This is a genomic window from Roseateles sp. P4_D2 (assembly GCF_056401875.1).
Map to the genome: position 1 here is coordinate 303,198 of NZ_JBFUIM010000002.1, position 26,974 is coordinate 330,171.

The 26,974-nt window shown below is 67.7% G+C and carries 21 protein-coding genes; 11 read left to right on the forward strand and 10 right to left on the reverse strand.

Features of this window, described 5'->3' with window-relative positions; translation table 11 throughout:
* Positions 1 to 46: 46 nt before the first annotated feature.
* The 8 genes from AC1DW0_RS04850 to AC1DW0_RS04885 all read right to left on the reverse strand — a co-directional run bounded on the left by AC1DW0_RS04850 (position 47) and on the right by AC1DW0_RS04885 (position 6,451).
* Positions 47 to 823 (reverse strand): ABC transporter ATP-binding protein, encoded by a 777-nt coding sequence (locus AC1DW0_RS04850; RefSeq protein WP_057297562.1) that lies wholly within the window; start codon positions 821 to 823, stop codon positions 47 to 49.
* Entirely contained in the window at positions 813 to 1,574 is a 762-nt protein-coding gene (locus AC1DW0_RS04855; RefSeq protein WP_477945082.1) for an ABC transporter permease, read from the reverse strand. The genes AC1DW0_RS04850 and AC1DW0_RS04855 overlap by 11 nt, the downstream gene beginning before the upstream one ends.
* Complete coding sequence (locus tag AC1DW0_RS04860; RefSeq protein ID WP_056191195.1) at positions 1,571 to 2,005, reverse strand: cupredoxin domain-containing protein; 435 nt, start codon at positions 2,003 to 2,005, stop codon at positions 1,571 to 1,573. The genes AC1DW0_RS04855 and AC1DW0_RS04860 overlap by 4 nt, the downstream gene beginning before the upstream one ends.
* Positions 2,002 to 2,574, reverse strand: a complete 573-nt coding sequence (locus AC1DW0_RS04865) for an SCO family protein (protein WP_457353450.1) — start codon at positions 2,572 to 2,574, stop codon at positions 2,002 to 2,004. Before AC1DW0_RS04865 ends, AC1DW0_RS04860 begins: the two co-directional genes overlap by 4 nt.
* Positions 2,571 to 3,611 carry an ABC transporter substrate-binding protein gene (locus tag AC1DW0_RS04870; RefSeq protein ID WP_477945083.1) on the reverse strand — a complete coding sequence of 347 codons (1,041 nt, stop codon included), beginning with the start codon at positions 3,609 to 3,611 and terminating at the stop codon, positions 2,571 to 2,573. The genes AC1DW0_RS04865 and AC1DW0_RS04870 overlap by 4 nt, the downstream gene beginning before the upstream one ends.
* Before the next feature lie 143 nt (positions 3,612 to 3,754).
* Positions 3,755 to 5,026 carry a Glu/Leu/Phe/Val family dehydrogenase gene (locus tag AC1DW0_RS04875; RefSeq protein WP_477945084.1) on the reverse strand — a complete coding sequence of 424 codons (1,272 nt, stop codon included), beginning with the start codon at positions 5,024 to 5,026 and terminating at the stop codon, positions 3,755 to 3,757.
* 202 nt (positions 5,027 to 5,228) lie between these two features.
* Complete coding sequence (locus AC1DW0_RS04880) at positions 5,229 to 5,825, reverse strand: hypothetical protein (protein ID WP_457322392.1); 597 nt, start codon at positions 5,823 to 5,825, stop codon at positions 5,229 to 5,231.
* Between the two features lie 14 nt (positions 5,826 to 5,839).
* Entirely contained in the window at positions 5,840 to 6,451 is a 612-nt protein-coding gene (locus tag AC1DW0_RS04885) for a hypothetical protein (RefSeq protein ID WP_157280991.1), read from the reverse strand.
* 183 nt (positions 6,452 to 6,634) lie between these two features.
* On the opposite strand from AC1DW0_RS04885, the gene AC1DW0_RS04890 reads away from it, so the two are divergent.
* Entirely contained in the window at positions 6,635 to 8,623 is a 1,989-nt protein-coding gene (locus AC1DW0_RS04890; RefSeq protein ID WP_457388735.1) for a cation:proton antiporter domain-containing protein, read from the forward strand.
* A 71-nt stretch (positions 8,624 to 8,694) separates the two neighbouring features.
* Positions 8,695 to 9,957 carry an acyl-CoA dehydrogenase family protein gene (locus AC1DW0_RS04895; RefSeq protein ID WP_477945085.1) on the forward strand — a complete coding sequence of 421 codons (1,263 nt, stop codon included), beginning with the start codon at positions 8,695 to 8,697 and terminating at the stop codon, positions 9,955 to 9,957.
* Between the two features lie 298 nt (positions 9,958 to 10,255).
* Here AC1DW0_RS04895 and AC1DW0_RS04900 read toward each other — a convergent pair whose 3' ends face one another.
* Positions 10,256 to 11,011, reverse strand: coding sequence for an esterase/lipase family protein (locus AC1DW0_RS04900; protein WP_056191212.1), 756 nt, complete (start codon positions 11,009 to 11,011; stop codon positions 10,256 to 10,258).
* A 178-nt stretch (positions 11,012 to 11,189) separates the two neighbouring features.
* On the opposite strand from AC1DW0_RS04900, the gene AC1DW0_RS04905 reads away from it, so the two are divergent.
* On the forward strand, positions 11,190 to 11,423 hold the full coding sequence (locus AC1DW0_RS04905; protein ID WP_056191214.1) for a DUF2805 domain-containing protein: 234 nt from the start codon (positions 11,190 to 11,192) through the stop codon (positions 11,421 to 11,423).
* A complete protein-coding gene (locus tag AC1DW0_RS04910) occupies positions 11,413 to 12,648 on the forward strand; it encodes an AGE family epimerase/isomerase (RefSeq protein ID WP_056191216.1) in 1,236 nt (411 codons plus the stop codon). Before AC1DW0_RS04905 ends, AC1DW0_RS04910 begins: the two co-directional genes overlap by 11 nt.
* A 3-nt stretch (positions 12,649 to 12,651) precedes the next feature.
* Here AC1DW0_RS04910 and AC1DW0_RS04915 read toward each other — a convergent pair whose 3' ends face one another.
* Positions 12,652 to 13,929: a peptide MFS transporter gene (locus AC1DW0_RS04915; protein ID WP_457320051.1), complete on the reverse strand. Its 1,278-nt coding sequence runs from the start codon at positions 13,927 to 13,929 to the stop codon at positions 12,652 to 12,654.
* Positions 13,930 to 14,177: 248 nt separating this feature from the next.
* Between AC1DW0_RS04915 and AC1DW0_RS04920 the strand changes: the two genes are divergently transcribed.
* The 7 genes from AC1DW0_RS04920 (at position 14,178) to AC1DW0_RS04950 (ending at position 26,864) form a co-directional block, all read left to right on the forward strand.
* On the forward strand, positions 14,178 to 16,820 hold the full coding sequence (locus AC1DW0_RS04920; protein WP_056191219.1) for a TonB-dependent receptor: 2,643 nt from the start codon (positions 14,178 to 14,180) through the stop codon (positions 16,818 to 16,820).
* A gap of 75 nt (positions 16,821 to 16,895) precedes the next feature.
* Complete coding sequence (locus AC1DW0_RS04925; protein WP_477945086.1) at positions 16,896 to 17,849, forward strand: glycoside hydrolase family 43 protein; 954 nt, start codon at positions 16,896 to 16,898, stop codon at positions 17,847 to 17,849.
* Between the two features lie 152 nt (positions 17,850 to 18,001).
* A complete protein-coding gene (locus tag AC1DW0_RS04930; RefSeq protein ID WP_457320045.1) occupies positions 18,002 to 19,756 on the forward strand; it encodes an IlvD/Edd family dehydratase in 1,755 nt (584 codons plus the stop codon).
* 9 nt (positions 19,757 to 19,765) lie between these two features.
* On the forward strand, positions 19,766 to 21,352 hold the full coding sequence (locus tag AC1DW0_RS04935) for an aldehyde dehydrogenase (NADP(+)) (protein ID WP_477945087.1): 1,587 nt from the start codon (positions 19,766 to 19,768) through the stop codon (positions 21,350 to 21,352).
* A gap of 35 nt (positions 21,353 to 21,387) precedes the next feature.
* Entirely contained in the window at positions 21,388 to 22,941 is a 1,554-nt protein-coding gene (locus AC1DW0_RS04940) for an alpha-N-arabinofuranosidase (protein WP_056191226.1), read from the forward strand.
* Positions 22,942 to 22,944: 3 nt separating this feature from the next.
* Positions 22,945 to 24,501: a glycoside hydrolase family 43 protein gene (locus tag AC1DW0_RS04945; RefSeq protein WP_082532317.1), complete on the forward strand. Its 1,557-nt coding sequence runs from the start codon at positions 22,945 to 22,947 to the stop codon at positions 24,499 to 24,501.
* A complete protein-coding gene (locus AC1DW0_RS04950) occupies positions 24,498 to 26,864 on the forward strand; it encodes a beta-L-arabinofuranosidase domain-containing protein (protein WP_457320039.1) in 2,367 nt (788 codons plus the stop codon). The genes AC1DW0_RS04945 and AC1DW0_RS04950 overlap by 4 nt, the downstream gene beginning before the upstream one ends.
* Positions 26,865 to 26,974: the final 110 nt, after the last annotated feature.

Consider the following 26,974-nt stretch of genomic DNA (forward strand, 5'->3'; position numbering starts at 1 on the left):
TCGGGGGACCGGCCAAGGTACTCCTTGGCCGAGGGGCTTCATTTTTCTAAGCGGGCATTTCCAGGCCGAGTTCCTTCAGGATCGCCTCGCGCAGCGCATCCATTTCCGGGCTGATCAACCGCCTCGGATGCGGCATGTCCAGCTCGAAGCGGGCCTGGATGCGCGTGGGCCGGGGCGACAGCACGAGGATGCGGTCGGCCATGTAGAGGGCCTCGTCGACATCGTGGGTGATGAGCAGCACCGTGTGCTTTTCTTCGGCCAGGATGCGCAGCAGCTCGTTGCGCATGCGCAGGTTCATCAGCGCGTCCAGCGCCGAGAAGGGCTCGTCCAGGTACAGGATCTCGGGCTTGACGATGAAGGCCCGCGCCAGCTCCACGCGCTTGAGCATGCCGCCCGACAGCTCGTGCGGGTAGGCACCTTCGAAGCCCTTGAGCCCCACCATGGCGGCGTAGTGATCGGCCAGCTTGACGCGCTCGGCATCGACGCCATGCTCCTGGCCGGTCAGGCCGAACATCAGGTTCTGCTGCACCGTCAGCCAGGGGAAGACCGAGCCGTATTGCGAGATGACGATGCCCTGGGGGCTGGGGCCGGGATGGGGCTGGCCGTCGATCAGCAGCGAGCCGCCGTCGGTCTTTTCGAAGCCCGCGAGGATGTTCATCAACGTCGACTTGCCGCAGCCGGAAGGGCCGACGATGGCGACGAACTCGCCTTCGGCGACGTCGAAATCCACACCCTGGATGACGGGCAGCTGGCCGCCCTTGGCGGACTTGAAGCTCTTCGTCAGACCATTGACAGCGATCTTGGGAGTCTTGTTATCGGACATAGCGCCAACGGACGGTCTTGAGTTTTTCGAGCAGGCGGGTCACGCCGTCCAGCAGCAGGCCGATGACGCCGATGAGGATCATGCTGGCGATGACGAGGTCATAGCGGTTGCCGGCATTGCGCGAATCCATGATGAGATAGCCCAGGCCCGAGCGCAGCGCGATCATCTCGGCCGCCACGACGACCAGCCACGCCACGCCGATGCCGATGCGCATGCCGATGATGATTTCCGGCAGCACGGCCGGGATGACGACGCGGCGGAACATCACCGCGCGCGACACGCCGAAGTTGGTGGCCGCGCGCAGGTAGCGCCGATCGATGGTGTGCACGCCCGAGGTCGTCTGAACGATCAGCGGGAACACGGAGGAGATGAAGATCAGGAAGATGGGCGAGGTGTCGCCGACGCCGAACCACAGGATGGCCAGCGGGATCCAGGCGATCGGCGAGATCGGCCGCAGCATCTGGAAGATCGGGTTGAAGGTGCGGTAGGCCGCGTCCACCCAGCCCATCCACAGGCCCAGCGGAATGCCGACGATCATGGCCAGGCCGAAGCCGATGCCCACGCGCATCAGCGACGCGGTGATGTGCTCCCACAGCGTGCCGTCCTGGGCCAGCTCCAGCGTGCCGGTGACGACGGCCCAGGGCGTCGGGAAGATGGGGCTCTCGGTGTAGACGACGATGCCCCACCAGGCCGCGATGACCAGGGCAATGACCGCCAGCGGCGGCAGGATTCGATTCAGGCGCAGGTTCACCGCCCCTCCTTCCAGTGGTTCTTCATGAGGCGTTGCCAGCGCCATTGCAATGCTGGCCAGCCGCGCGCTGGCGTTGGCGCGACGACGACGGCCATCTGGCCGCTGGCATGTGCGCTGCACGCGAAGCTATAGGTCGATGCGACCTCGAAGGGCAGGCGAAAACTCTGCCCCGGCATGATGAGCACGGGGCCGAACTGCTGCGGCACCTCGTCGCGGTTGCGCAGCAGCAGCACGTCGTTCAGGCCCAGCGTCAGGTCGATGCGGTCCGGGAGGATCTCGACCTTGTCACCGGCCATGCGGCGGGCATAGGTGCCTTGCGGGATCTCGAACAGCTCGTCGCGCGTGGGCAGTTCGATGGGCGCCAGCGCCGCCCAGGCCACCAGGGCCAGCGGCAACGTGACCGGCAGGAGCCAGACCCAACGCTTTCTCACTTCGAAGCCAAGAGCAGCTTGAGGTCGTGCACGAAGTCCTTGGCCTCATGGCCATAAGGCATCATGGCCCGCAGCTTGCCGGTGCGGTCGATCAGCCAGACCGACGTGGAGTGGTTCATGCCGTAGGCGTTGCCTTGCTTGGGCGCGATCTTCTCGGCGACGACGCCATAGCGCTTGCGCATCGCGGCCAGCTTGTCCGGTGCCTCGGTGCCGCCGATGAAGGTCGGGTCAAACGCGGTCAGGTATTGGCGGATGCGCGGGATGTCATCGCGCTCGGGGTCCACCGTTACGTAGACGACCTGCACGTCCGCCGCGTCGGTGCCCAGCTGCTTGCGCGCCTGGGCGAGCGTGGCCAGCGTCGTCGGGCAGACCTCGGGGCAGTGGGTGAAGCCGAACACCAACAGCACCAGCCTGCCCTTGAAGCGGGCGAGATTGAGGGCGGCACCGTCGCTGCCCTGGAGAGCGAATTCGGGCGCTGCCTGGGCGGGCTCGAAGACGCCGGCCTTCAGCGTCGGCGCAGCCTGCGCCGTCAAAGGCAGCGCGGCCCACAACAGGGCGCGGCGTTTCATATCGGGATGGGCGCGGCCTTAGCCGCCTTGACGAAACTGTCGTCCACGTATTTCTCGTAGGCCACCGGGGCCTTGAGCGTGCCGGCCTCGATGGACAGCTGCATCAGGTCGTCGAACTCGGCGCGGATCATGCGCAGGTCGCCATAGGTGACGCGGTCCGTCGGGTTCTCCATCACGAAGCGCAGGATGTTGGGGTCCTGGTTGAAGAACTTGCGGCCGGCGGCGATCTGGATGGCCTTCTCGCGGTTGGCGGCCTGCAGGTCCAGCCAGTTGCCGGCACCCTGCACGTGGTTCACCAGGTCCTGCACCAGCGGCCGGTTCTCCTTGATGAGCTCCTCGCGCACCGTCAGCACACAGCAGATGTAGTTGCGCCATTCGTCGCGCGTCATGCGCAGCGGCCTGGCATAGCCGGCGCGCTGGGCCGAGGCGCCGAAGGGCTCGCCGGTGCAATAGGCGTCCACGGCCTTGGCGAAGAGGGCCGCCGGCATGTCGGGCGGCGGCATCTCGACGATCTGGATGTCCTTGGGCGTCATGCCCTCCTGGGCCAGCATCTTGCGCAGGAACAGAAAGTCCACCGCGAAGCGGCTGGGGATGGCGATGCGCTTTCCGCCCAAGTCCTTGAACTTCTTGTAGGGCGAGTCGGTGCGCACCATGATGACGGCGCCCGAGCGATGGCCCAGCGAGACGATCTTGACGGGGATCTTCTTGTCGGCCAGGTCCATGACCAGGGGCGCCAGCATGTAGGCGGCCTGGATGCCGCCGGTCATCAGCGACTCCTTGATCTCGGGCCAGCCGTTGTACTTGCTGTACTCGAACTGGAGGGCCGAGCTGCCGGAGGCCTTGTTGGACGCCAGGCGTGCCGAGCAGGCCACCGGCAGCGTCAAGTTGCAGGTGACCGGCAGGCCGCCGACGATCAGCGGGCCGGAAGCGGCCGCCGCGGGCAGGCCCAGCGTCGGCAGCGCTGACGCCAGCGCGCCGCGCAGCAATTGCCGGCGATCAAGGCCGGCGGGTGGGGATTCAGGCAGTTCGTGAGTCATGACCAGGGCGCATGACTTTGCCAACTTCTAGGGGGCTGTCCATGCGGGCTGACCGAATTGTGCCTACGTACCTACTTTGAAACTGCACCGCCGCCAGGCCTTGCGGCGGCTGGCGGCGGTGCATGGGCGGGGCCCAGCGCGGATTACGGGTACAGGCCGCGCTCCTCGCGCGCCTGCAGCACCCGCGTGCAGGCCACCGTGAAGGCGGCGGTGCGCAGCGTGATCTTGTGCAGCTCACTGGTTTCCCAGATGTGCTTGAAGGCACCGATCATGATCTTGTCCAGGCGGACATTGATCTCGTCCTCGGTCCAGAAGAAGGACGAAAAGTCCTGCACCCACTCGAAATAGGACACCGTCACGCCACCGGCGTTGGCAATCACGTCGGGCACAACGACGATGCCGCGGTCGGCCAGCACGGCCTCGCCGTCCGGCGTGGTCGGGCCGTTGGCGCCTTCCAGCACCAGGCGGGTCTTGATGCGCTTGGCGCGCTCGGCCGTGATCTGGCCTTCCAGGGCGGCCGGGATCAGCACATCGCTGGGCACGTCCCAGAAGTTCTCGTCGCTGATCTTGTCGGCACCGGCGAAGCCCGCCACACCCTTGTAGGCGGCGACGTGGTCGAGCAGGCTCTGCATGTCAAAGCCGTTCTCGTTCAGGATGGTGCCGGTGTGGTCCTGCACGCAGACGACCTTGGCGCCATTGGCGGCGAACAGCTTGGCGGCGATGGAGCCGACGTTGCCGAAGCCCTGCACCGCGATGCGCGCGCCTTCCAGCGGCTGGCCCAGGCGGCGCATCGCTTCGCGGCCGACGACGAAGACGCCGCGGCCGGTGGCGGCCACGCGGCCCAGCGAGCCACCCAGCTCGATGGGCTTGCCGGTGACGACCCCTGTCGCCGTGGCGCCGGTGTTCATCGAATAGGTGTCCATCATCCAGGCCATGATCTGGCCGTTGGTGTTGACGTCCGGCGCCGGGATGTCCTGCTGCGGGCCGATGATGATGCCGATCTCGCTGGTGTAGCGGCGCGTCATCTTCTCCAGCTCCTTGAGGCTCAGCAGCTTGGGGTCGACGCGGATGCCGCCCTTGGCGCCGCCATAGGGCAGGTTCACCGCGGCGTTCTTGATCGTCATCCAGGCCGACAGGGCCATCACTTCTTCGAGCGTGACGTCGGGGTGGTAGCGCACACCGCCCTTGCCCGGGCCGCGCGTCAGGCTGTGCTGCACACGGTAACCCTCGAAGTGGGCGATGCTGCCGTTGTCCAGCTCGATGGGAATGTCGACGATCAGCGCGCGCTTGGGGCGGCGCAGCGTCTCGACCCAGCGGGCCAGGCCGCCGAGGTAGGGCTCGACCGCATCGATCTGCGACAGATAGGTTCCCCACGGGCTGTTTCGCGTCGGCGAAACAAAGGACAGGTTGGGCATGAAACGCTCCGTAACTTTGAGTGGGCCGAACGGTAGCGCGAAGCTCCGGTCCCTCGGCGGCGCTTGTCTAGCCAAGTCCGTATGCGCCCATGCATGCAATGCATGGCAACGGTTTCGGGTGCCGGATTTCACGGCGGCGTACCGCGTCGGGCAACAAAAAAACCCGGCCTGGGGCCGGGTTCAAAGGACGGGCGCAGCGACCCTATTGGGTGGCCAGTGCGCGCTTGAAGTCGGCGTCGTCGAACAGTTTGCCGACCAGGGTCTTGTAGAGCGCGCCGTATTGGTTGATGGCTGCCGGCAGGGCGATCGCGCCAACGAAGGACGATTCCCAGGTGGACTCGGCAATCACTTCCTTGTCGAACACCGTCTTGCCTTCGCGCTTGATCTGGATCTTGGCGGCCAGCCGTCCCTTGCCGGTGCTCATGCCGGCATCGACCATGCTGTCGGTCAACTGGCCTTCGATGACGATCTTGGACTTCGAGTCCAGCAGGCCTGCGGCCGTCAGCTCAGCGGCGATCTCATCGCGCAACTGGCCCGCGAAGCTGCCGCCTGCCGGGCTGAGCGACGAGCCACGCAGGCCGCCCAGTGTGGTGTCCATCTCGGCCGGTTTGCCGGCGGCGAGCTTGAAGCTGCCGACCTGGGCGGGCACGAGCTTGGTGGCGCGCAGCTTTTCGGCGTTGGCGGCGCTGGGCGCCGGGGCGGGCATTTTCACGGACGCACAGCCCGTCAACGCGGCCAGCAAGACGACCAGGGCCAGGCGCTGCGTGGTGGCCCGGGAGGAGAGCAAGGCATGGATCATGGTTCGGTCGTCCTTCACTTGAAGCTGGGGTCTTGGGAAATGTCGTTCAGCACGTTGCTGACAACCTGGTTGGTCATCTGGAACGCTGCTTCCTGAAGGTTGGGCATCTTGGTGGCATTGCCCGGTGTCGCGGCCGCGCCCATGGTCGTGTGGATGGCGTGACGTGCCTGCTTGACGACGGGTGCGGCGTCGCCCGACGCCCGGTAGGTGGCCGTGCAGATGTAGCCGTCCGACACTTGCGAGCCGGCGAGGCCGAAGGTCAGTCCGGTCACGAATCCCTTGGAGAAGGCGTTGTCGGTCAGCGGCACGTTGTTCAGCGTGATGCTGAGGACGGCCCCATTGGGCACGGCGGCACTGCCCACTTCACTGAACATGCCGCTGGCCTTCACCTGGGCAGAGACGCGATCACGCAGCATGGCCGTGGCCTGCGCGTTGGCCACCCCCTTGGTCTGGAAGTCGAACAGCACCTGCACCGGCGCTGGAGCCGGCGGCTTCTTGAACTGCGCCGCTGCAATTTCCTTGGTGCTGCCGTCCAGATAGGCGCTGGCGCAGCCTCCCAACAAGGCCGTGGCGGCCAGCAGCGTGCCGAGCGCAGCTCGCCGCGCCCATTCCTTCAACGTAAACATGAGATCTCCCTGTTGCATCACACGCGCCGCTCTTCGACGGCGCGAACCGGTGTCGCCGGGTCGTCTTTGCCGGGGTGTGAGCCCGCGGCGACCTGGGCGGCGCGAACTATAGGGACGTACCGCGCCGTTGCCGGTCCGAACTATCCCCAGTCAGCGAGCGAAGGTGACGAATACCATCCGCGGGTGACCTCCCTCGACCTCGCCCTGCTCTATCTCGTGGCCGCCGTGCTGGGGGTGGTCGCCTGCCGCCTGCTGAAACTGCCGCCCATGCTGGGCTATCTGGCCGTCGGCGTGTTGATCGGGCCGAACGCCCTGGCTTTTGCCCACGATTCCGCCAGCATCCAGTACCTGGCCGAGTTCGGCGTCGTCTTCCTGATGTTCGCCATCGGGCTGGAATTCAACCTGCCCAAGCTGCGCGCGCTGAGGACGGCCGTCTTCGGCATCGGCATGGCGCAGGTGGCGCTGACCATTGCCGGCGCCATGCTCGGCAATGCGCTGCTGATCGCCGGCTTCGCGATGCTGGGCAGCGCCTGGCAGATGGGTTGGCAGGGGGCCCTGGTGCTCGGCTCGGCGATGGCCATGAGCTCGACGGCCATCATCGTCAAGCTGATGGCCGAGCGGCTGGAGCTGGAGAGTCCGCACGGCAAGCTCGTCATGGGCGTGCTGCTGTTCCAGGATCTGGCCGTCGTGCCGCTGCTGGTGCTGATCCCGGCGCTGAACAGCACCGGCAGCGAGATGATGAGCGCGCTGGCCTGGGCCGGGCTGAAGGCCGCGGCCCTGCTGACCCTGCTGCTCTACGGCGGCCAGAAGGTGATGCGCTGGTGGCTGACGCTGGTGGCGCGGCGCAAGAGCGACGAGCTCTTCATGCTCAACCTGCTGCTGGTCACGCTCGGCCTGGCCTGGCTGACCGAGCATTTCGGACTCAGCCTGGCCCTGGGCGCGTTTGTGGCCGGCATGCTGATCTCGGAGACCGAGTACCGCCACCAGGTGGAGACCGACATCCGGCCCTTCCACGACGTGCTGCTGGGCCTGTTCTTCATCACCATCGGCATGAAGCTGGACTGGCGGCCGCTGGTGGACACCTGGTGGCTGGTCATCCTGCTCACCCTGGCGCCGGTGGCGGCCAAGTTCGCGCTGATCGCCGGCCTGGCCCGCCTGTTCAAGTCACCGCCGGGCGTTGCGCTGCGCACGGGCCTGTACCTCGCCCAGGCCGGCGAGTTCGGCTTCGTGCTGCTGACGCTTGGAACGCAGCACGGCCTGGTGGCGCAGCAATGGGTCAGCCCGGTGCTGGCCAGCATGGTGCTGTCCATGCTGGGTACGCCCATCCTCGTCATGTACAGCAACCGCATCGTCATGAAGCTGTCCAGCAGCGACTGGCTGATGCAGTCGGTGCAGCTGACGATGATCGCCAAGAAGTCCATCCAGTCCGAGGCGCACGTCATCATCTGCGGCTACGGCCGCTCGGGCCAGAACCTGGCGCGGCTGCTGGAGGGAGAACACATTCCCTATATGGCCCTGGACCTCGACCCGGACCGCGTGCGCCAGGCCGCGGCGGCGGGCCAGAGCGTCGTCTTCGGCGACGCGGCCAAGGTCCAGAGCCTGATGGCCGCGGGCCTGGCGCGCGCCAGCGCGGTCGTCGTCAGCTACCACGACACGCCGTCGGCACTGAAGATCCTCGACCTCGTGCGAGCCCACGCGCCCAGGGTGCCGGTCGTCGTGCGCACCATCGACGACACCGACCTCGAGCGGCTCAAGACCGCCGGCGCCACCGAGGTCGTGCCCGAGGCCATCGAGGGCTCGCTGATGCTGGCCTCGCATGCGCTGGCATTGGTGGGGGTGCCGATGCGCCGCGTCATCCGCATCACGCGCGATGCGCGCGACAAGCGCTATGGCCTGTTGCGCGGCTATTTCCACGGCGCCGACGACGACACCGCCGACGAGCTCGACCAGGCCCGCCTGGCGTCGGTGACGCTGCCCACCGCCAGCCTGCATGCCGGCAAGTTGCTGGACGACCTGGCCCTGCACGCCCTGGGTGTCGCCGTGGTGTCACTTCGACGCGCCAACGGCAAAGGCCTGCTTGCTGACGGCGCGACGCTGGCCAGTGGTGACACCCTGGTCATCAGCGGCAAGCCGGAGGCCTTGGCGCTGGCCGAAGAGAAGCTGCTGGGCTGATGCCTGAGTGACAAGCGCCCGCGGGTCGCTGCGCCACACTGGCGCACCCCGCACTCGAAAGAAGCCGCGCCATGAACTTCGACTACAGCCCCAAGGTCGCGCAGATGCGTGAGCGCCTGCTTGCCTTCTTCGACGAGCACATCTATCCGAACGAGAAGCGCTATCTCGACGAGGTGGCTGCCAACCGTCGCGCCGGCAATCCCTGGGTGCCTACGAAGGTCATCGAGGAGCTCAAGCCCAAGGCCCGCGCGGCCGGTTTGTGGAACCTCTTCCTGCCCAAGTCCGCTCGCGCGCCCGGGGGCCTGTCCAACCTCGAATATGCACCGATGTGCGAGATCATGGGCCGCGTGTTCTGGGCGCCCGAGGTCTTCAACTGCTCGGCACCCGACACCGGCAACATGGAGACGCTGGAGCGCTATGCGTCCGAGGGGCTGAAGGACAAATGGCTGGAGCCGCTGCTGCGCGGCGAGATCCGCTCGGCCTTCCTGATGACCGAGCCGGCCGTGGCTTCGAGCGACGCCACCAACATCGAATGCCGCATCGAGCGCGATGGCGACGACTACGTCATCAACGGCCGCAAGTGGTGGAGCTCCGGTGCTGGCGACCCGCGCTGTGCCGTCTACATCGTCATGGGCAAGACCAACGAAGAGGCCGGCCGCCACGAGCAGCAGTCCATGATCGTCGTGCCGGCGAACGCGCCGGGCATCACGGTGGTCCGTCCGCTGTCCGTGTTCGGCTATGACGACGCGCCCCACGGCCACATGGAAGTCGAGCTGAAGAATGTGCGCGTGCCCGCCAGCAACATCCTGCTCGGCGAGGGCCGCGGCTTCGAGATCGCGCAGGGGCGCCTGGGCCCGGGCCGCATCCACCACTGCATGCGCAGCATCGGCGCCGCCGAGCGCGCCCTGCAGCTGCTGTGCGAACGCGCCATCGCCCGCACGGCCTTTGGCAAGACGATTGCCCAGCAGACCGTCACGCAGGAGCGCATCGCCGAGTCGCGCTGCATGATCGAACAGGCGCGCCTGTTGACGCTGAAAGCCGCCTACATGATGGACACGGTGGGCAACAAGGTCGCCAAGGCCGAGATCGCGATGATCAAGATCGTCGCGCCCAACATGGCCTTGCAGGTCATCGACTGGGCCATCCAGGTGTTCGGCGGCATGGGCGTCAGCGACGACACGCCGCTGGCCATGATGTGGGCACACCAGCGCACGCTGCGCCTGGCCGATGGCCCGGACGAGGTGCACCGCAATTCGCTCGCCAAGCTGGAGCTGGCCAGCCACATGAAGCTGCCGGCCGACAGGGTCTCGATGCCGGTGACGCGCGGCGGCTGACCGTTAGCCCCTCGTCCAGTCCGCCTCGCTGAACGCGGGCGCCCTGGTCGGTCTTGCAGACCGCGCCGCGGCAGGTGCCGCAGCTCTTCGGCAGGCACATCCCGCCCACTGGGCGCGATGTGTCCGGCCTCAGCCCCGAGGGCACGGCGATGCTCGCGGCATCGAGCCGCGAGCACATCGCCAGCGCGGGCCGGCTAGGTGAACTGGAGTCGGACACAAGCAGTCCCTGCGGACTGCTTGTGCCTACGGAAGGCCATGGGCCTCTGGCCCATGGCAGGCCCGGCGCTCGGCCGCGAACTCAGGTGGTCTGGCGGCGGCAGCCCAGCACGCCCGTCACGTGGTTCAGCACCTCGGGCGCCCAGCCCATGCCCATATGGCTGGCCTGCACCTCGATGTCTCGCGCCAGCGGCCAGCGGCGCGCGTGCGTGCAGGCTTCCCACGAGACGACACCGTCGCGGCGGCTGTACAGCGAGATCGTCGGCACCGGCGGCGGCTCCGCCAGGCGCTCGCGCAGCGCCGCCTCGGCGGGGGCCTCGCGCCCGTTCAGCAGGCGGAACAGCCAGCCCACGTTGGTGTCGTCGACGCTGCCATTGAAGGGCGTGCCGATGGTGACGACGTGGTGCACGCGGTCGTGCCAGCGCTTGGCCAGCTCGCGCGCATAGAAGCCGCCCAGGCTCCAGCCCACGAAGCTGACCTCCCGTGCCGGCGCCACGCGCTCGTGCAGCTTGTCGGCCAACGTCTCCAGCCAGGCATCGACGTCGCCCTTGGGCCCGGTGTTCATGCCCTGCCCCCAGTCCAGCGCCCGAAAGCCGGCGCGCTCCAGATGCCGGCGCAGCGGCCACAGCGTCAGGCCGTCCGTTCCCAGGCCGGGGAACAGCACCACGGTGTGGCCGGCGCCGACCTGGCTGGGCGTCTTGCCCCACTGCATCAACGCGGCCCAGGCTTCCAGCGTGGCGCGCGCCGGCTCGGAGGCCAGCAGTGACAGGGCGGGCCGCCGGTTGGGTGCGGCGACGGGCTTGGGTGTCAGGGTCACGACGGGAGTGGAAGAGGTCATGGCTGTAGCGGCGCGAGCCGATGGGTCAGTCAATGGCCCCGATGCTGGCGTGCCGCACCGAGGCGTGGTGCCAGCGCGACGGCACAGGCGCTGTAGGACGGCACTGGCCGCTTGGGCGAAGGGCCCCACCCCCGCATTGGCGGGGTGAGCCCGGTGCTTCGGCTGACAGAATGCGGGCATGGCCAAGCCCGCACCCAAGCTCAATCCAGAAGAAGTCAAGCGTGTCATCGCCACCGCGTTCGAGGACACACCGCCCTACACCAAGGTGTTGCTGATGCATGGCATCGGGCATGGCGAGCTGGTGGCCCTGCTCAAGCGCGAGCTGACGCCGGCGGCCTACAAGCTCTGGACCGCGCGCGGCAGGTCGAGCAAGGGACCGACCAAGCGGGCCACCTGGCCCCATGGTCGTTGACGTGAAGCTCGACCGCCGGTCTGTCCTCGCGCTGCTCGCCGCCCTGGCCGCCTGCAGCGACCCGGATGCGCGCATCCGCAACCGCATCGATACCGGCTGGCACCGGGACGATCTTGAGGCCCTGCTGCTGCACTGGCATGGTCATGCGCTGCGGCCCGACGGCAGCTTCCAGCTGGCCTTCAACCGCGCCTGGCAGCCCCAGCCCCAGCCGGAACTCGAGCTGATCGGCCAGGCCCGCCTCGTCTACGCCTTCGCCGCTGGCCATGAGTTCATCCCAGATGCGGGTTATCTCAAGGTGGCCCGGCGGGGCGCCGACTATCTGTTGCAGCGCTTCCGCGACCCGGTGCATGGCGGCTTCTTCCACACCGTGGGAGCGGACGGCATCCCGCGCGCCTCGATCAAGCGCGCCTACGGCCATGCCTTTGCGTTGCTGGCGCTGGCCGAGATCTACCGCATTGGAGGCGATGTGCGCTATCGCGATGCGGCCCTGCAGGCCTGGCGCGAGATCGAACTCAACTTCTTCGAGCCGGCCGGTGGCCTCTACAACGAATGCGAGCGTGACTTCAAGCCCATTCCGGGCGCGCGCACGCAGAACCCGATCATGCACATGTTCGAGGCGCTGCTGGCTCTGCGCGATGCCACCGGCGACAAGACCGTCGAGGCCGGCGCCCGGCGCCTGGGCGACTTCGTCGCCTACAAGCTGCTGCAAGGACAGGCCGAGGGCAGCGCCCACATCCCCGAGTGGTACGACGAGGGCTGGAAGCCCTTGCCGACGCGGGAAGCCGGCGGCTATATCGACATCGGCCACCAGTTCGAATGGAGCCATCTGCTGATGAAGGGCGCGCTGGTGTCGCCCATCTATGCCCAGGTGGCCGAGCGGGTGCTCGCCTATGCGCTGGCCACCGGCTATGACGACATCGACGGCGGCTGCGGCCTGAAAGCCTTTCCGGACGGAGGCAAGGCCGACGCGCACAAGGGCTGGTGGCAGCAGGCCGAATGCCTGCATGCCCTGCTCGTCGCGGGCCAGGCCACGGGCCGCAACGACCTGTGGCGGCGCTACGAGCAGACGCAGGGGCTGATCAAGACCCAGCTCATCGACGCCGAGCATGGCGGCTGGCGCGCGGCCGATGCCCTGCCCTGCAAGAGCGGCGGCTGCCGTGATGCGCAGCCCGATCCCTATCACATGGTGCGCCTGCACCAGGCGGCGCTCAAGGTCGCCAGCTGACGCTCAGCCCGGGCGCAGGTCGCCCATGCCGGCGTATCGCCGCAGTGCGCCGGACGCCGAGATCAGCAGCAGGCCCCCGGCGATGCCGATGGCGGTCACCACCCCGTAGAGCGACAGCCCCGTCGGCAGCAGCCAGCCATAGAGCTGGCCGGCCAGCAGGCCGGCCGTGGCCTTGGCCAGCATCCAGGCGCCCATCAACGTGGCCGCCCAGCCGGCTGGCGCATACCGTGACACCACGGCCAGCCCGATGGGCACGACCAGCAGCTCGGCCAGCGTCTGCACGCCGATGACGCCGACCATCATCCAGGCCGGAATGACCTCGCCCTGCGCGGCGCGGCCCTGCAACGCCTGCAGCAGCACGAAGCTCAGGCCCAGCACCATCATGCCCAGGCCCTGCACGCGAAATTCCGGCCAGCCCAGCCGCGAAAGCAGGCGCGCTGACAGCGGCGCCAGCAGGATGACGAGCAGGGGGTTCACGGCCAGGAACTGCGCGGCGGTCAGCTCGATGCCGAGGAATTGCGGCGAGACGTGGTCGCGCACGAACAGCGTCATCGCGCCAGCCGCCTGTTCGTAGCCGATGTAAAAGCAGATGGCCACCAGCGACATCAGCAAGATGACCTGGATGCGGCGCCGCGCCTGCGCATCAGTCCAGGCCGCGCGTGCCGGCTCGGGCGCTGGCGCAGCCACAGGCGGCAACCAGCGCCAACCGGCCATGAAAACCACGACGCCGACGGCCATGCCCGCCGCGGCAGACATGAATCCATAACCCCAGCCGTGGCGCTGCGCCAGATACCCACCGATCAGCGCGGACAGGGCCGCGCCGATATTGATGCCCATATAAAACACCGTATACCCACCCTGGCGCCGCGCGTCGTCTGGCAGATATAGCGCACCGACCATGGCCGTCGTGGTGGGTTTGAAAAGGCCGGTGCCCACCGCCAGCAAACCCAGGCCCAGGGTGACGGGCTGGCCCGCGCCGAGTGCGACATGGCCGGCCATCATCAGCAGCATGCCCAGCAGCACCGCGCGACGCTGGCCCAGGAGGCGGTCCGCCAGCCAACCGCCGAAGATGGCGCAGAAGAACGCCGAGCCGGTATACATGCCGACGACCGAAACTGCGTCGGCCCGCGAATATTGCAAAGCCTCCACCAGATACAGCACCAGCAGCGAGCGAACGCCGTAGAAACTGAATCGCTCCCACATTTCAGCGCCGGCGAGCACAAACAGGCCGAACGGTTGGCGGAGGTTTGCAGTGGGTGGCGAAATAACCTCGGCGGACATGGATCAAGGGTTTGGGGCGGCGGCTTTCGATAATAGGGGCGCGCCATCACCCGGCCGTCAGGGTCATTGCCGCCTTCCTGGTAAATACCCGCGGTAATGATGCGAAAACCAGCATCGATAAATCCAAAAATGTGATTAGTCGCGAATCGGTCGGGCCCCTAGCATGATTTCAGACCCGAGCCACCGGCCCCCGAGAGGCCGACGCTGCCAGGGTTGGATCTGCACCCATAACGATTTCCGGAGACAAGATGAAGCAACAAGGCCTGGCGCCGCGGCATGCGCGTGCCCATTTCCAGAATTTCCCGAGCTTTGCCCTGAGCCTGACGGCCGCCGCCGCGCTGGCCGCCCTGTCCGGCAGCGCGCTGGCGCAGCAGGCCGCTGCGGCCGCTGCCGACCAGCAGCTGGAGACCGTCGTCGTCACCGGCGCCCGCGCCTCGGCCGAGACGGCGCAGGCCATCAAGAAGAATTCCGACCAGGTCGTCGACTCCATCGTCGCCGAGGACATCGGCAAGTTCCCCGACAAGAACGTGGCCGAGCTGGTCGGCCGCGTCACCGGCGTGCAGATCCAGCGCGGCAACGGCGAGGCCGGCACGGTCATCGTGCGCGGCTTGGGCGGCATCGTCACGCTGCTGAACGGCCGCGAGTTCTTCTCGGACTCGGGCCGCAGCCTCTATCTGGCCGACGTGCCGGCGACGATGCTCAAGCGCATTGACGTCTACAAGACCCAGGAAGCCAGCCTGCCCGAAGGCGGCACGGCCGGCGTCATCGACGTGCGCACCAACCGCCCCTTCGACTTCAAGGGCGCGCAGTTCGTCGTCAACGGCCGCATGGAGCACCGCGACAAGGCCGACGTCAACAACCCTGACCTGAGCGGCATGGCCTCCAACCGCTGGAAGACCGACCTCGGTGAGGTTGGCGCCCTGTTCGGCCTGTCCTACCAGCGCGGCAAGTACCACGATGAGCGCGCATGGGTCGGCGACCCGCTGACCTTCACGAACGCCGGCCGCAGCATCGTCGGCTCCGACGCCGTCGGCCGTGTGCTGGACCTCGGCGACCGCAAGCGCCTGGCCGGCAACTTCGCGCTGCAGTGGAAGCCGAGCGCCGACAAGGAGGTCTATCTGGAAGGCTTCGGCACCAGCATCAACCACCGCTTCCAGCAGTCCTTCCTGGTGGCCGGTGCGCCGGTCTTCGAGCCGACCTCGGTGGTGACCGTCAAGCCCGGCACCAACTTCATGGACACGGTCACCAACACCAACTACAACGGTTGGGGCTTCACTTCCACGCAGGCCAAGCACGACACGGTCAGCAATGCCCAGGTGGCCCTGGGCGGCCACTGGGACGTGACCGACCGCCTGCGCCTGTCCACCGAGCTGGCCCGCACCAACAGCCAGATCGACTGGGTCAACCGCATCCTGGACACCGGCTACTCGCCCACCAGCACGGTGGCCAAGGTGCAGGACGGCGGCGGCTACATCAACTACCCCAACCTGGACTTGACCAGCAAGGCCAACTTCCGCATCAACGGCGGCGTGGATGTGCGCGGCGAGCGCGACGGCCACAACACCGACTGGCGCGGCGACGCGACCTATGACATCGGCGACGGCTTCTTCCGCGAGGTCAGCGGCGGCGCACGCCTGGCCAAGCGCACGGCCATGTCCATCGGCACCACCATGCCCTGGACGACCAGCTTCTCGGCCGTGGGCAAGTCGACGGCCGATGCCGCGCTGGCGGACATGTTCTCGGTGTCGCCGCCCACCTGGGGCGACTACGGCGTCAAGCAATACGTCTATGCCGACCGCGACTGGCTGCTGAACAACGGCGAAGCCTTCCGCAAGCTGCTGACCAACGGCAACGGCGCGCTGACGGCCTATGACCCGATGACGCTGTTCGACGACAGCGAGACGACCCAGGCGATCTACGGCCGCACCAAGTTCGGCTTCAACGCCGGCGGTGTGCCGGTGACCGGCGTGTTCGGCCTGCGTGTCGTGCGCACCGAGCAGAAGCTGATGGGCAACTCCCGCAATGCCAGCACCGGCGTCATCACGCCGGTCAACATCGACACCTCGCGCACCGACGCGCTGCCGACGCTGTCGCTGAAGGCCGAGCTGACGTCCAAGCTGATCGCCCGCCTGGTGACCGGCAAGGCCATCGAGCGCCCGAACTTCGTCGACTACAACCCCGGCATCACTTTCACGCCCCCGGGCGGCGGCGTCACCTACGGCACGGCCAACGGCGGCAACCCGCAGCTCAAACCGACCGAGTCCACCAATGTGGACGCGGCGCTGGAGTACTACTTCGCCCGCACCGGCTCGGTGACGGCCACGGCTTTCGAGCACAAGTTCAAGAACCGTGTGTACTCGCAGACGGTCGAGACGACGATCGGTGGCGTGCCTTACCGCATCACGCAGCCGATCAACATCAACAAGGCCAATCTGCACGGCTACGAGCTGAGCTACCGCCAGTTCTACGACTTCCTGCCCGGCTGGCTTGGCGGCTTCGGCCTGGAGGCCAACTACACCTTCATGACCGGCAAGCAGACCGACCCGAACGGCGTGACCGGCCCCTTCCTCGGCCAGTCCAAGTCGGCCTACAACCTGGTCGGCTTGTACGAGTACGGTGACATTTACGCCCGCCTGGCCTACAACTGGCGCAGCAAGTTCCTGGCCGAGAAGCCTTACCGCACGACGGGCCGTGAGTTGTGGGTGGCGCCGCTGCGCACGCTGGACGCCTCGTTCGGCTACAGCTTCAACAAGCAGCTGACGATGTCGGTGGATGTCACCAACCTGCTCAACCAGTCCTATCACGACTACTTCGACCAGACCCCGTCGCTGGTGCGCGACGTGCGCTACTACGACCGCACGGTGGGGGTGTCGGTGCGCTGGAAGCTTTGAACCCGACGACCCTCGGCGCGTCCAGGGCGTTGCAGGCGCCTCGCCGGTAACGCCCCTTTTTATGCCGCCGTACCCATGTCTGACCTGCTTGAACCGCTGATCCGCCAGCGCGCCGATCCCCACATCAGCCGCCACTCTGACGGCTTTTACTACTTCACCGCCTCGGTGCCGCAGTACGACCGCATCGAGATCCGCCGCGCCCTCACCATCGAGGGCCTGGTGGATGCGCCGGTTTTCGACGTCTGGCACAAGCCCGATACGGGCTCGTATTCCGAACTGATCTGGGCCCCCGAGTTGCATTTCAACGACGACGCCTGGTATGTCTACTTCGCGGCCGCGCCGACCCGCGCGCTGGATGGCCTGGGCATGTTCCAGCATCGGATGTACGCGATCCGCAACCAGGCCAGGGACCCGCTCGGCGGCGCCTGGGAGTTCGTGGGCCAGGTCGATTCCGGCATCGACAGCTTCTGCCTTGACGCGACGACCTTCACCCATCGCGGCCAGCTCTATTACCTGTGGGCGCAGAAGGACCCGGCCATACCCGGCAACTCCAACGTCTACCTCGCACCGATGAAAACGCCCTGGCAACTGGGTGGCGCGCCGGTGCTGCTGAGCCGGCCCGAGTACGCCTGGGAGTGCCGCGGCTTCCTCGTCAACGAAGGGCCCTCGGTGCTGCGGAGAAACGGCCGCGTCTTCATCAGCTACTCAGCCAGCGCCACCGACGAGAACTACGCCATGGGCCTGCTTTGGGCGGATGAAAACGCCGACCTGCTGGACCCGGCGAGCTGGCGCAAGTCCGTCCAGCCGGTCATGCGCAGTTGCGCCGAGGACAGCGTCTTCGGCCCCGGTCACAACAGCTTCACGGCTGGCGACGACCCCGACGAGGTGCTGCTGGTCTATCACGCCCGCACCTACACCGAGATCGTCGGCGACCCGTTGTGGAACCCCGACCGCCACACCTTCGTGAAGCCGCTGCGGTGGTCGGCCGACGGCATGCCGCTGTTTGGCAAGCCTTCCCGGCTTGATTGATGCCGGTTTCGATATCGATACGTTGTGGAATTTGATTGGATCGCGTATCTCTCGGCCCCTAGCATCGTTTGACGGGCTGCCCGCGTCTGCATGGCGCAGCCAGCTCCATGAAGCGGCAAACCTGCGTGCCGGGAACGACATCGAGACAACACATGACGACTGACGACAAGAAGAGCAAGGTCAAGCTGCGCTCCGCCGAGTGGTTCGGCACCCAGGACAAGAACGGTTTCATGTACCGCTCCTGGATGAAGAACCAGGGCATCCCCGACCATGAATTCCAGGGCAAGCCCATCATCGGCATCTGCAACACCTGGAGCGAGCTGACCCCCTGCAACGCCCACTTCCGCAAGCTGGCCGAGCACGTCAAGCGCGGCATCCTGGAGGCGGGCGGCTTCCCGGTCGAGTTCCCGGTGTTCTCCAACGGCGAGAGCAACCTGCGCCCGACCGCCATGCTCACGCGCAACCTCGCCAGCATGGACGTCGAAGAAAGCATCCGCGGCAACCCGATGGACGCCGTCGTGCTGCTGGTGGGCTGCGACAAGACCACGCCGGCCCTGCTGATGGGCGCGGCCAGCGTCGACGTGCCGGCCATCGTCGTCACCGGCGGCCCGATGCTCAACGGCAAGCTCAAGGGCAAGAACATCGGCTCGGGCACGGCCGTGTGGCAGCTGCACGAGCAGGTCAAGGCCGGCGAACTCAGCATGCACGACTTCATGGCCGCCGAGGCCGGCCACTCGCGCTCGGCCGGCACCTGCAACACCATGGGCACGGCCTCGACGATGGCCTGCATGGCCGAGGCGCTGGGCACGTCCCTGCCGCACAACGCCGCGATTCCCGCCGTCGATGCGCGCCGGTATGTGCTGGCCCATCTGTCGGGCATGCGCATCGTCGAGATGGTGTGGGAGCAGCTGACGCTGTCCAAGGTGCTGACCAAGGAAGCCTTCGAGAACGCCATCCGCGTCAACGCCGCCATCGGCGGCTCGACCAACGCCGTCATCCACCTGAAGGCCATCGCCGGGCGCATCGGCGTGGACCTGGAGCTGGAGGACTGGACCCGCATCGGCCGTGGCACGCCCACCGTCGTGGACCTGCTGCCTTCGGGCCGCTTCCTGATGGAAGAGTTCTATTACGCCGGCGGCCTGCCCGCCGTCATCCGCCGCCTGGGCGAGGGCGGCCTGCTGCCGCACAAGGACGCGCTGACCGTCAACGGCAAGAGCCTGTGGACCAACTGCGTGGACGCGCCCATCTATGACGACGAAGTCATCCGCCAGCTGGACAAGCCGCTGATCGCCGACGGCGGCATCTGCATCCTGCGTGGCAACCTGGCGCCGCGCGGCGCCGTGCTCAAGCCCTCGGCCGCCACGCCCGAGCTGATGAAGCACCGCGGCCGTGCCGTCGTGTTCGAGGACTTCGAGGACTACAAGGCGCGTATCGTCGATCCCGACTTGGACGTCGACGCCAACTCAATCCTCGTCATGAAGAACTGCGGCCCCAAGGGCTACCCCGGCATGGCCGAGGTCGGCAACATGGGCCTGCCCCCGAAGCTGCTCGCCGCTGGCGTCAAGGACATGGTGCGCATCTCGGATGCGCGCATGAGCGGCACCGCCTACGGCACCGTCGTGCTGCACGTCGCGCCCGAGGCGCGCGCCGGTGGGCCGCTGGCCGTCGTCAAGGAGGGCGATTTCATCGAGCTCGACTGCGCTAGCGGCCGCCTGCACCTGGACGTGCCGGAGGCCGAGCTGGCCGAGCGCCTGGCCGCCTGGGCCGCGGCACAAACCGTCGACCCCCAGGACGCCAGTGGCTATCGGCACCTCTACGTGCAGCACGTGCTGCAGGCCGACGAAGGCTGCGACTTCGATTTCCTGCGCGGCAAGCGCGGCTCTGCCGTCCCGCGCCATTCCCATTAAGGACGCCTCATGAGCAACACTATCCAAGGCCTGGCGCTGATCGGCGGCCAGCCGGTACGCGGCGCCGGCAAGCCCTTCCAGGCTTTCGACCCGGGCAAGAACGAAGCCATCGGCCCCGACTTCAACGCCGTCGACGCGGCCCAGGTGTCTGAAGCCTGTGCCCTCGCCGGCGCCGCGTTCGACACCTTCCGCGCCACCAGCGACCAAGAGCGTGCCGACTTCCTGGAGCAGATCGCCGCGCAGATCCTGGCGCTGGGCGACGACCTGATCGTGCGCGCCATGGCCGAGACCGGCCTGCCGCGTGCCCGCCTGGAAGGCGAGCGTGGCCGCACGATGAACCAGCTCAAGCTGTTCGCCGAGCTGCTGCGCGAAGGCAGCTGGCAGGACGCCCGCATCGACACGGCGCTGCCCACCCGCACACCGCCGCGGCCGGACCTGCGCCTGCGCTTCGTCGGCGTCGGCCCGGTGGCCGTATTCGGCGCCAGCAACTTCCCGCTGGCCTTCTCGGTCGCCGGTGGCGACACCGCCGCGGCCCTGGCCGCCGGCTGCCCGGTCGTCGTCAAGGCGCACTCGGCCCACCCGGGCACGTCCGAGCTGGTCGGCCGCGCGGTCGTCGAGGCGGTCAAGCTGTCCAACCTGCCCGCCGGCGTCTTCGCGCTGCTGACCGGCAGCGGCCACGGCATCGGCGACACGCTGGTGCGCCACCCGGCTATCCAGGCTGTCGGCTTCACCGGCTCGCGCAGCGGTGGCATCGCGCTGATGGCCGCGGCGGCTTCGCGGCCCCAGCCCATCCCGGTCTACGCCGAGATGAGCAGCATCAACCCCGTCGTCCTGCTGCCTGGCGCGCTAGCCGCGCGCGGCGCCGAGATCGCGACCGGCTTTGCGGGTTCGCTGACGATGGGCGTCGGCCAGTTCTGCACCAACCCTGGCCTGGTGCTGGGCCTGGCCAGCGCGGACTTCGACCGCTTCGCCAGCGCCGCTGCCGAGGCCCTCAAGCCCATGCCGGCCGCCACCATGCTGACTCCCGGCATCGCCGGCGCCTACCAGCGCGGCGAGGACCAGCTTGCCGGCCAGCCTGCCGTGGACACGTTGCTGCGCGGTGAATCGAGTGCCTGCAAGGGTGCGCCCAGCCTGTTCAAGACGACCGGCGCGGCCTTCCTGGCCAACCACGCGATGCAGTCCGAGATCTTCGGCCCCGCCTCGCTGCTGGTGGCCTGCTCGGACCTGGACGAACTGCTCGCCGTCATCGAGAGCCTGGAAGGCCAGCTGACCGCGACGCTGCAGCTGCAGGACGACGACGAGGCCGACCTCGCCGCCGCCCGCCGCCTGCTGCCGGCGCTGGAGCGCAAGGTCGGCCGCATCCTGGCCAATGGCTACCCGACGGGCGTCGAGGTGTCGACGGCCATGGTCCATGGCGGCCCCTTCCCGGCGACCAGCGACGGCCGCAGCAGCTCGGTCGGCACGGCCGCCATCCAGCGCTTCCTGCGCCCGGTCTGCTACCAGAACATGCCGCGCGCGCTGCTGCCGCCGGTGCTGCGCGAACCGAACGAGCGTGGCCTCTGGCGCCGCCGCGACGGCGCGCTGACGCGCAACTGAAGATCAACACAAGACAAACGACAGGAGACAAGACGATGAAGAAGCAACTGCTCGCCAAGGTGGTCGCGCTGGGGGCGACCCTGGCCCTGGGCGCCAGCGCCCTGGCCGCCGACATCAAGCTGGTGGTCAGCCCCGACCAGCCCGGCCCCGTCATCCACCGCAACATCTACGGTCAGTTCGCCGAGCACCTGGGCACCGGCATTTACGAGGGCATGTGGGTCGGTCCCGACTCCAAGATCCCCAATGTGCGCGGCTGGCGCAAGGACGTCGTCGCGGCGCTCAAGGAGCTCAAGGTGCCGCTGGTGCGCTGGCCCGGCGGCTGCTTCGCCGACGAATACCACTGGCGCGAAGGCATCGGCCCGCGCAAGCAACGCCCGGTCAAGGTCAACAGCAACTGGGGCGGTGTGCCCGAGGACAACGCGGTTGGCACGCACGAGTTCTTCGACCTGGTCGAGCAGATCGGCGCCGAGGCCTACGTCAACGGCAACCTGGGCACCGGCAGCGCGCAGGAAATGTCCGAATGGCTGGAGTACATGACGGCCGAGGGCAAGTCCTCACTGGCCGAGCTGCGCCGCAAGAACGGCCGCGACAAGCCCTTCCGCGTGCATTACTTCGCCGTCGGCAACGAGACCTGGGGCTGCGGCGGCAACATGCGCCCCGAGTACTACGCCGACCAGTTCCGCCAGGTCGCCTCCTTCCTGAGGGCGCCCGGCCACAACCGGCCCATCATCATCGCCAGCGGCGGCAACGGCATGCAGACCGAGTGGACCGACGTGCTCAGCAAGGGCGTGCCGGGCGTCAACGCGATCTCCCACCACGCCTACACCCTGCCCACCGGCAACTGGGAAAAGAAGGGCGCGGCCATCGGCTTCCCCGAGAGCGAATGGATCTCGACGCTGGGCAACGTCCAGCAGATCGAGCAGATGATCGCCAAGAACTCGGCCGTCCTCGACAAGAACGACCCCAGCAAGAAGATCGGCTTCTACTTCGACGAGTGGGGCAGCTGGTATGACGCGGACCCCGGCACCAACCCCGGCTTCCTGGTCCAGCGCAACACGCTGCGCGACGCGCTGCTCGCGGCCCTGCACTTCAACGTCTTCCACGCCCATGCCGACCGCGTGCAGATGACCAATATCGCGCAGATGGTCAACGTGCTGCAGGCCATGATCCAGACGACCAAGGACAAGCTGGTCCTGACGCCGACCTACCACGCCTTCGCGCTGTACACGCCCTTCCAGGACGCGACCTCGCTGCCCGCCAAGATCGAGAACAACCCGGTCTACAAGGTCGGCGCGGCCGAGATGCCGGGCCTGAGCGTGACGGCCGCGCGGGCCAAGGACGGCAAGCTCTACGTCGGCCTGGTCAACGCCAACCCCAACCAGCCCGCCGAGCTGAGCGTGCAGGTCGGCGCCGGTGCAGCCAAGGCCGCGCGCGGCAAGCTGCTGACCGCCGCCGCGATGGATGCGCAAAACGAACTGGGCAAGGCGCCGCTGGTCACGCCGCAGGCCTATGAGGCGCAGGCCGTCGGCGGCAAGCTCACGCTGAAGCTGCCTGCCAAGTCCGTCCTGGTCGTCGCCATCGAAGGCTGAGCCATGAGCGCCCCCAAGCGACGCGAGTTCCTCGCGGGCGCAGCCGTGCTCACCTTGACGGCCTGCGGCGGGGGCGGCGGCGACTCGCCGGCGCCTTCGCCTGCACCGACGCCGGCACCCGCTCCGCCTCCCGCACCTGCACCCGCGCCCGCGCCGGCCCCAGCGCCTGCGCCTTCGCAGGCACCGGTGAGCTTCGCCAACGTCGCCGTGCATGACCCCTCGGTCATCCGCACCGACGGCACCTTCTACGTCTTCGGCTCCCATCTCGCCGCGGCCAAGACGACGGACCTGATGAACTGGACCAAAGTGGCCGATGGCGTCAACGACGCCAACGCGCTGTTCGGCAACAAGGTCACGACGGCCCTGGCGGATACCTTCGCCTGGGCCCAGGTCACCGACCTGTGGGCGCCCGACGTCGCAAGGCTCGACGACGGCAAGTTCTACATGTATTACTGCGCCTGCAAGGGCGACTCTCCGCGTTCGGCGCTGGGCGTGGCCGTGGCCGACAAGGTGGACGGCCCCTACGTCAACAAGCAGATCCTGCTGAAATCGGGCATGTGGGGGCTGCCCAGCGAGGACGGCACGGTCTATGACGCGACCGTCCACCCCAACGTCGTCGACCCCCAGGTGTTCAAGGACGCAACGGGCAAGCTGTGGATGATCTACGGCTCCTACTCGGGCGGCCTGTTCATCCTGCAGCTGAACGCGACGACCGGCCTGCCGCTGCCGGGCCAGGGCTACGGCAGGCACCTGATGGGCGGCAACCATGCGCGCATTGAAGGGGCCTACGTTCTCTACAGCCCGCAGAGCCAGTACTACTACCTGTTCACGTCCTTCGGCGGCCTGGATGCGGCCGGCGGCTACAACGTCCGCGTGACGCGGTCCCTGCAACCCGATGGGCCCTACGTGGATGGTGCCGGCACCGACATGGCCACCGTCAAGGGTGCGGCCGGCACGGTCTTTGACGACGCCAGCATCACGCCGCACGGCATGAAGCTGATGGGCGGCCACCAGTTCGCCAACGCGGCCGGCGAGACCGGCACGGCGCTGGGCTATGTCTCGCCGGGCCACAACTCGGCCTACCACGACGCGGCCACCGGTCAGTACTTCATCATCTTTCACACGCGCTTCCCTGGCACCGGCGAGGTCCACGAGGTGCGGGTGCACGAGATGCATCTGAACGAGGACGGCTGGCTCGTCGTCGCGCCGCTGCGCTACGCGCCGCTGAGCCTGGCCACGCCGGCGCAGACGGCCGACGTCAGCGCCGCGCAGGCGGCCGGCAACTACAAGCTCGTCAACCATGGCAAGGACATCACGGCAGTGAGCAAGACTTCGATCAACGTCACGCTGAACGCCGATGGCACGCTCGGCGGCGGCATGACAGGCAACTGGATGCACAAGGGCAGCAACAAACTGAGTGTGGTGAGCGGCGGAGCGACCTATGCCGGCGTACTGTCCCGGCAATGGAACACCAACTCCAGCGCATTCGTCGTGACCTTCAGCGCGCTGTCCTCCGGCGGCGTGTCGCTGTGGGCGGTTCGCACAGGGAGCTCGCAATGAAACGCCTTCTCGCCATCTTCGCCCTCGCGCTGTGTGCCCACGGCGCGCATGCGGCGACGCAAGCCTTTGCGCTGGATCGTGTACGTCTACAGGACGGGCCGTTCCTCGACGCGCAGAGCACCGACCTGCGCTACCTGATGGCGCTCGACCCCGAGCGCCTGCTGGCGCCCTTCCGCCGCGAGGCCGGCCTGCCGGTGCCTACGCCCAGCTACGGCAATTGGGAGTCCCACGGCCTGGACGGTCACATGGGCGGCCACTATGTTTCAGCGCTGGCGCTGATGTGGGCCTCCACCGGCGACGCTGAGGTCAAGAAGCGACTGGACTACTTCATCGCCGAACTCAAGCGCTGCCAGGACAAGCTCGGCAACGGCTACATCGGCGGCGTTCCCGACGGCGCCAAGGCTTGGGGCCAGGTGGCCGCGGGCGAGCTCAAGGTCGAAAGCTTCGGACTCAACGGGCGCTGGGTGCCCTGGTACAACCTCCACAAGACGTTCGCCGGCCTGCGCGACGCCTGGGTGCACGCCGGCAATGCCGACGCCAAGGCCATGCTCGTGCGCCTGAGCGACTGGGCGCTGCGCCTGACCACGCCGCTGAGCGACGCGCAGATGCAGGACATGTTGCGCGCCGAGCACGGCGGCATGAACGAGGTGCTGGCCGACGTGGCCGAGATGACCGGCGACCTGCGCTACCTGGCGCTGGCGCGGCGCTTCTCGCACCGGGCCATCCTGCAGCCGCTCGCGGCCGGCCAGGACAAGCTCACCGGCCTGCATGCCAACACGCAGATCCCCAAGGTCATCGGCTTTGCGCGCATCGCGCAGCAGGCTGGCGAGGACGAGGGCTGGCGCGCGGCGGAGTTCTTCTGGCGCACCGTCGTCGAAAAGCGCAGCGTGGCGATCGGCGGCAACAGCGTCAAGGAGCACTTCCATCCGGCCGACGACTTCAAGCCGATGCTCGACGCGGTGGAAGGCCCCGAGACCTGCAACAGCTACAACATGCTCAAGCTGACCGCGCTGCTGGCGCAGGCCCGGCCGAAGCAGGGCGCGGGAACGGGCAAGTACGCCGACTACTACGAGCGCACGCTCTACAACCACATCCTCGCGTCCCAGCACCCGGGCGATGGCGGCTTGGTCTACTTCACGCCGATGCGGCCGCAGCACTACCGCGTCTACTCCAAGGTGGACGACAGCATGTGGTGCTGCGTGGGCTCCGGCATCGAGAGCCACGCGCGTCACGGCGAGTTCATCTACGCGCATGAGGGCGACGACGCACTGGTCGTCAACCTCTTCGTCGCCTCCAAGCTGGACTGGCGCGAGCGCGGCATCAAGCTCACGCAGTCCACCCGGTTCCCCGACGAGTCGCGCACGCGGCTGACGGTGGACGGCGCCGGCAGCTTCGCGCTCAAGGTTCGCTACCCCGGTTGGGTCGCGCCCGGCGCGCTGAGGGTCAAGCTGAACGGCAACCCCGTCAAGGTGACGGCCAAGCCCGGCGACTATGTCGAACTGCGCCGCGACTGGAAGGCCGGCGACCGGGTCGACATCGAGCTGCCCATGCGCACGACGCTGGAGCCCATGCCCGGCCTGAAGAACTACGTCGCCGTGCTGCACGGCCCCATCGTGCTGGCCGCCAAGACGCCGCAGCCGGGCGAGACGCTGAACTTCATGGCCGACAGCGCGCGTGGGGACCAAGTCCCGGCCGGCGCCGTTTGCCCGCAGGACAGCGCGCCGGTGTTCGTCAGCGACAAGGCCGACTTCATCCGCCGCTTCAAGCCCGTGCCCGGCCAGCCGCTCACCTTTACCGCGCCCGACCTCATCCAGGGTGGCAAGGACGCGGACAAGCTGCAGCTCATCCCCTTCTTCCGCCTGCACGACTCGCGTTACATGGTCTATTGGGCGCGGTCCACGCCGGCCCAGCAGAGCCTGATGCGTGCCGAGCTGGCCAAGGCCGAGGAAGAGCGCCTGGCGCTGGACGCGCAGACCATCGACCAGGTCGCCCCGGGCGAGCAGCAGCCCGAGTCCGACCACAGCTTCCAGGGCGAGGGCGCCGAAACCGGCATCGCGCCGGCCGGCCGCTGGCGGCATGCGAAGCAGTGGTTCGGCTACACGCTGAACGACCCGCAGGCACAGGGCCGGCTGCTGCGCCTGATGCTGGCCAGCGGCGATGCGGGCCGGCGCTTTGACGTGGTCGTCAACGGCCGTGTCGTCGCCGAGCTGGCGCTGGCCTCCGAAGCCCAGCCGCTGTATGCCCGCGAAGTGCCACTGCCGCCCGATCTCGTCGCTGCCGCAGGCGGCAAGCTGGAGGTGCGCTTCGTTGCCAAGCCGGGTTCCCTCGCCGGTGGCCTCTACGGCCTGAGGCTGTTGCGTTGACTGATGGCAGCGGCGCAATGTTGCTGCTCATGGACAAGCGCCTGGCCTTGCGTTGTTGGCACCACGTTCGCGGCGCAGATGCCGCGAACCTCACACATAAGCGCCCGCAA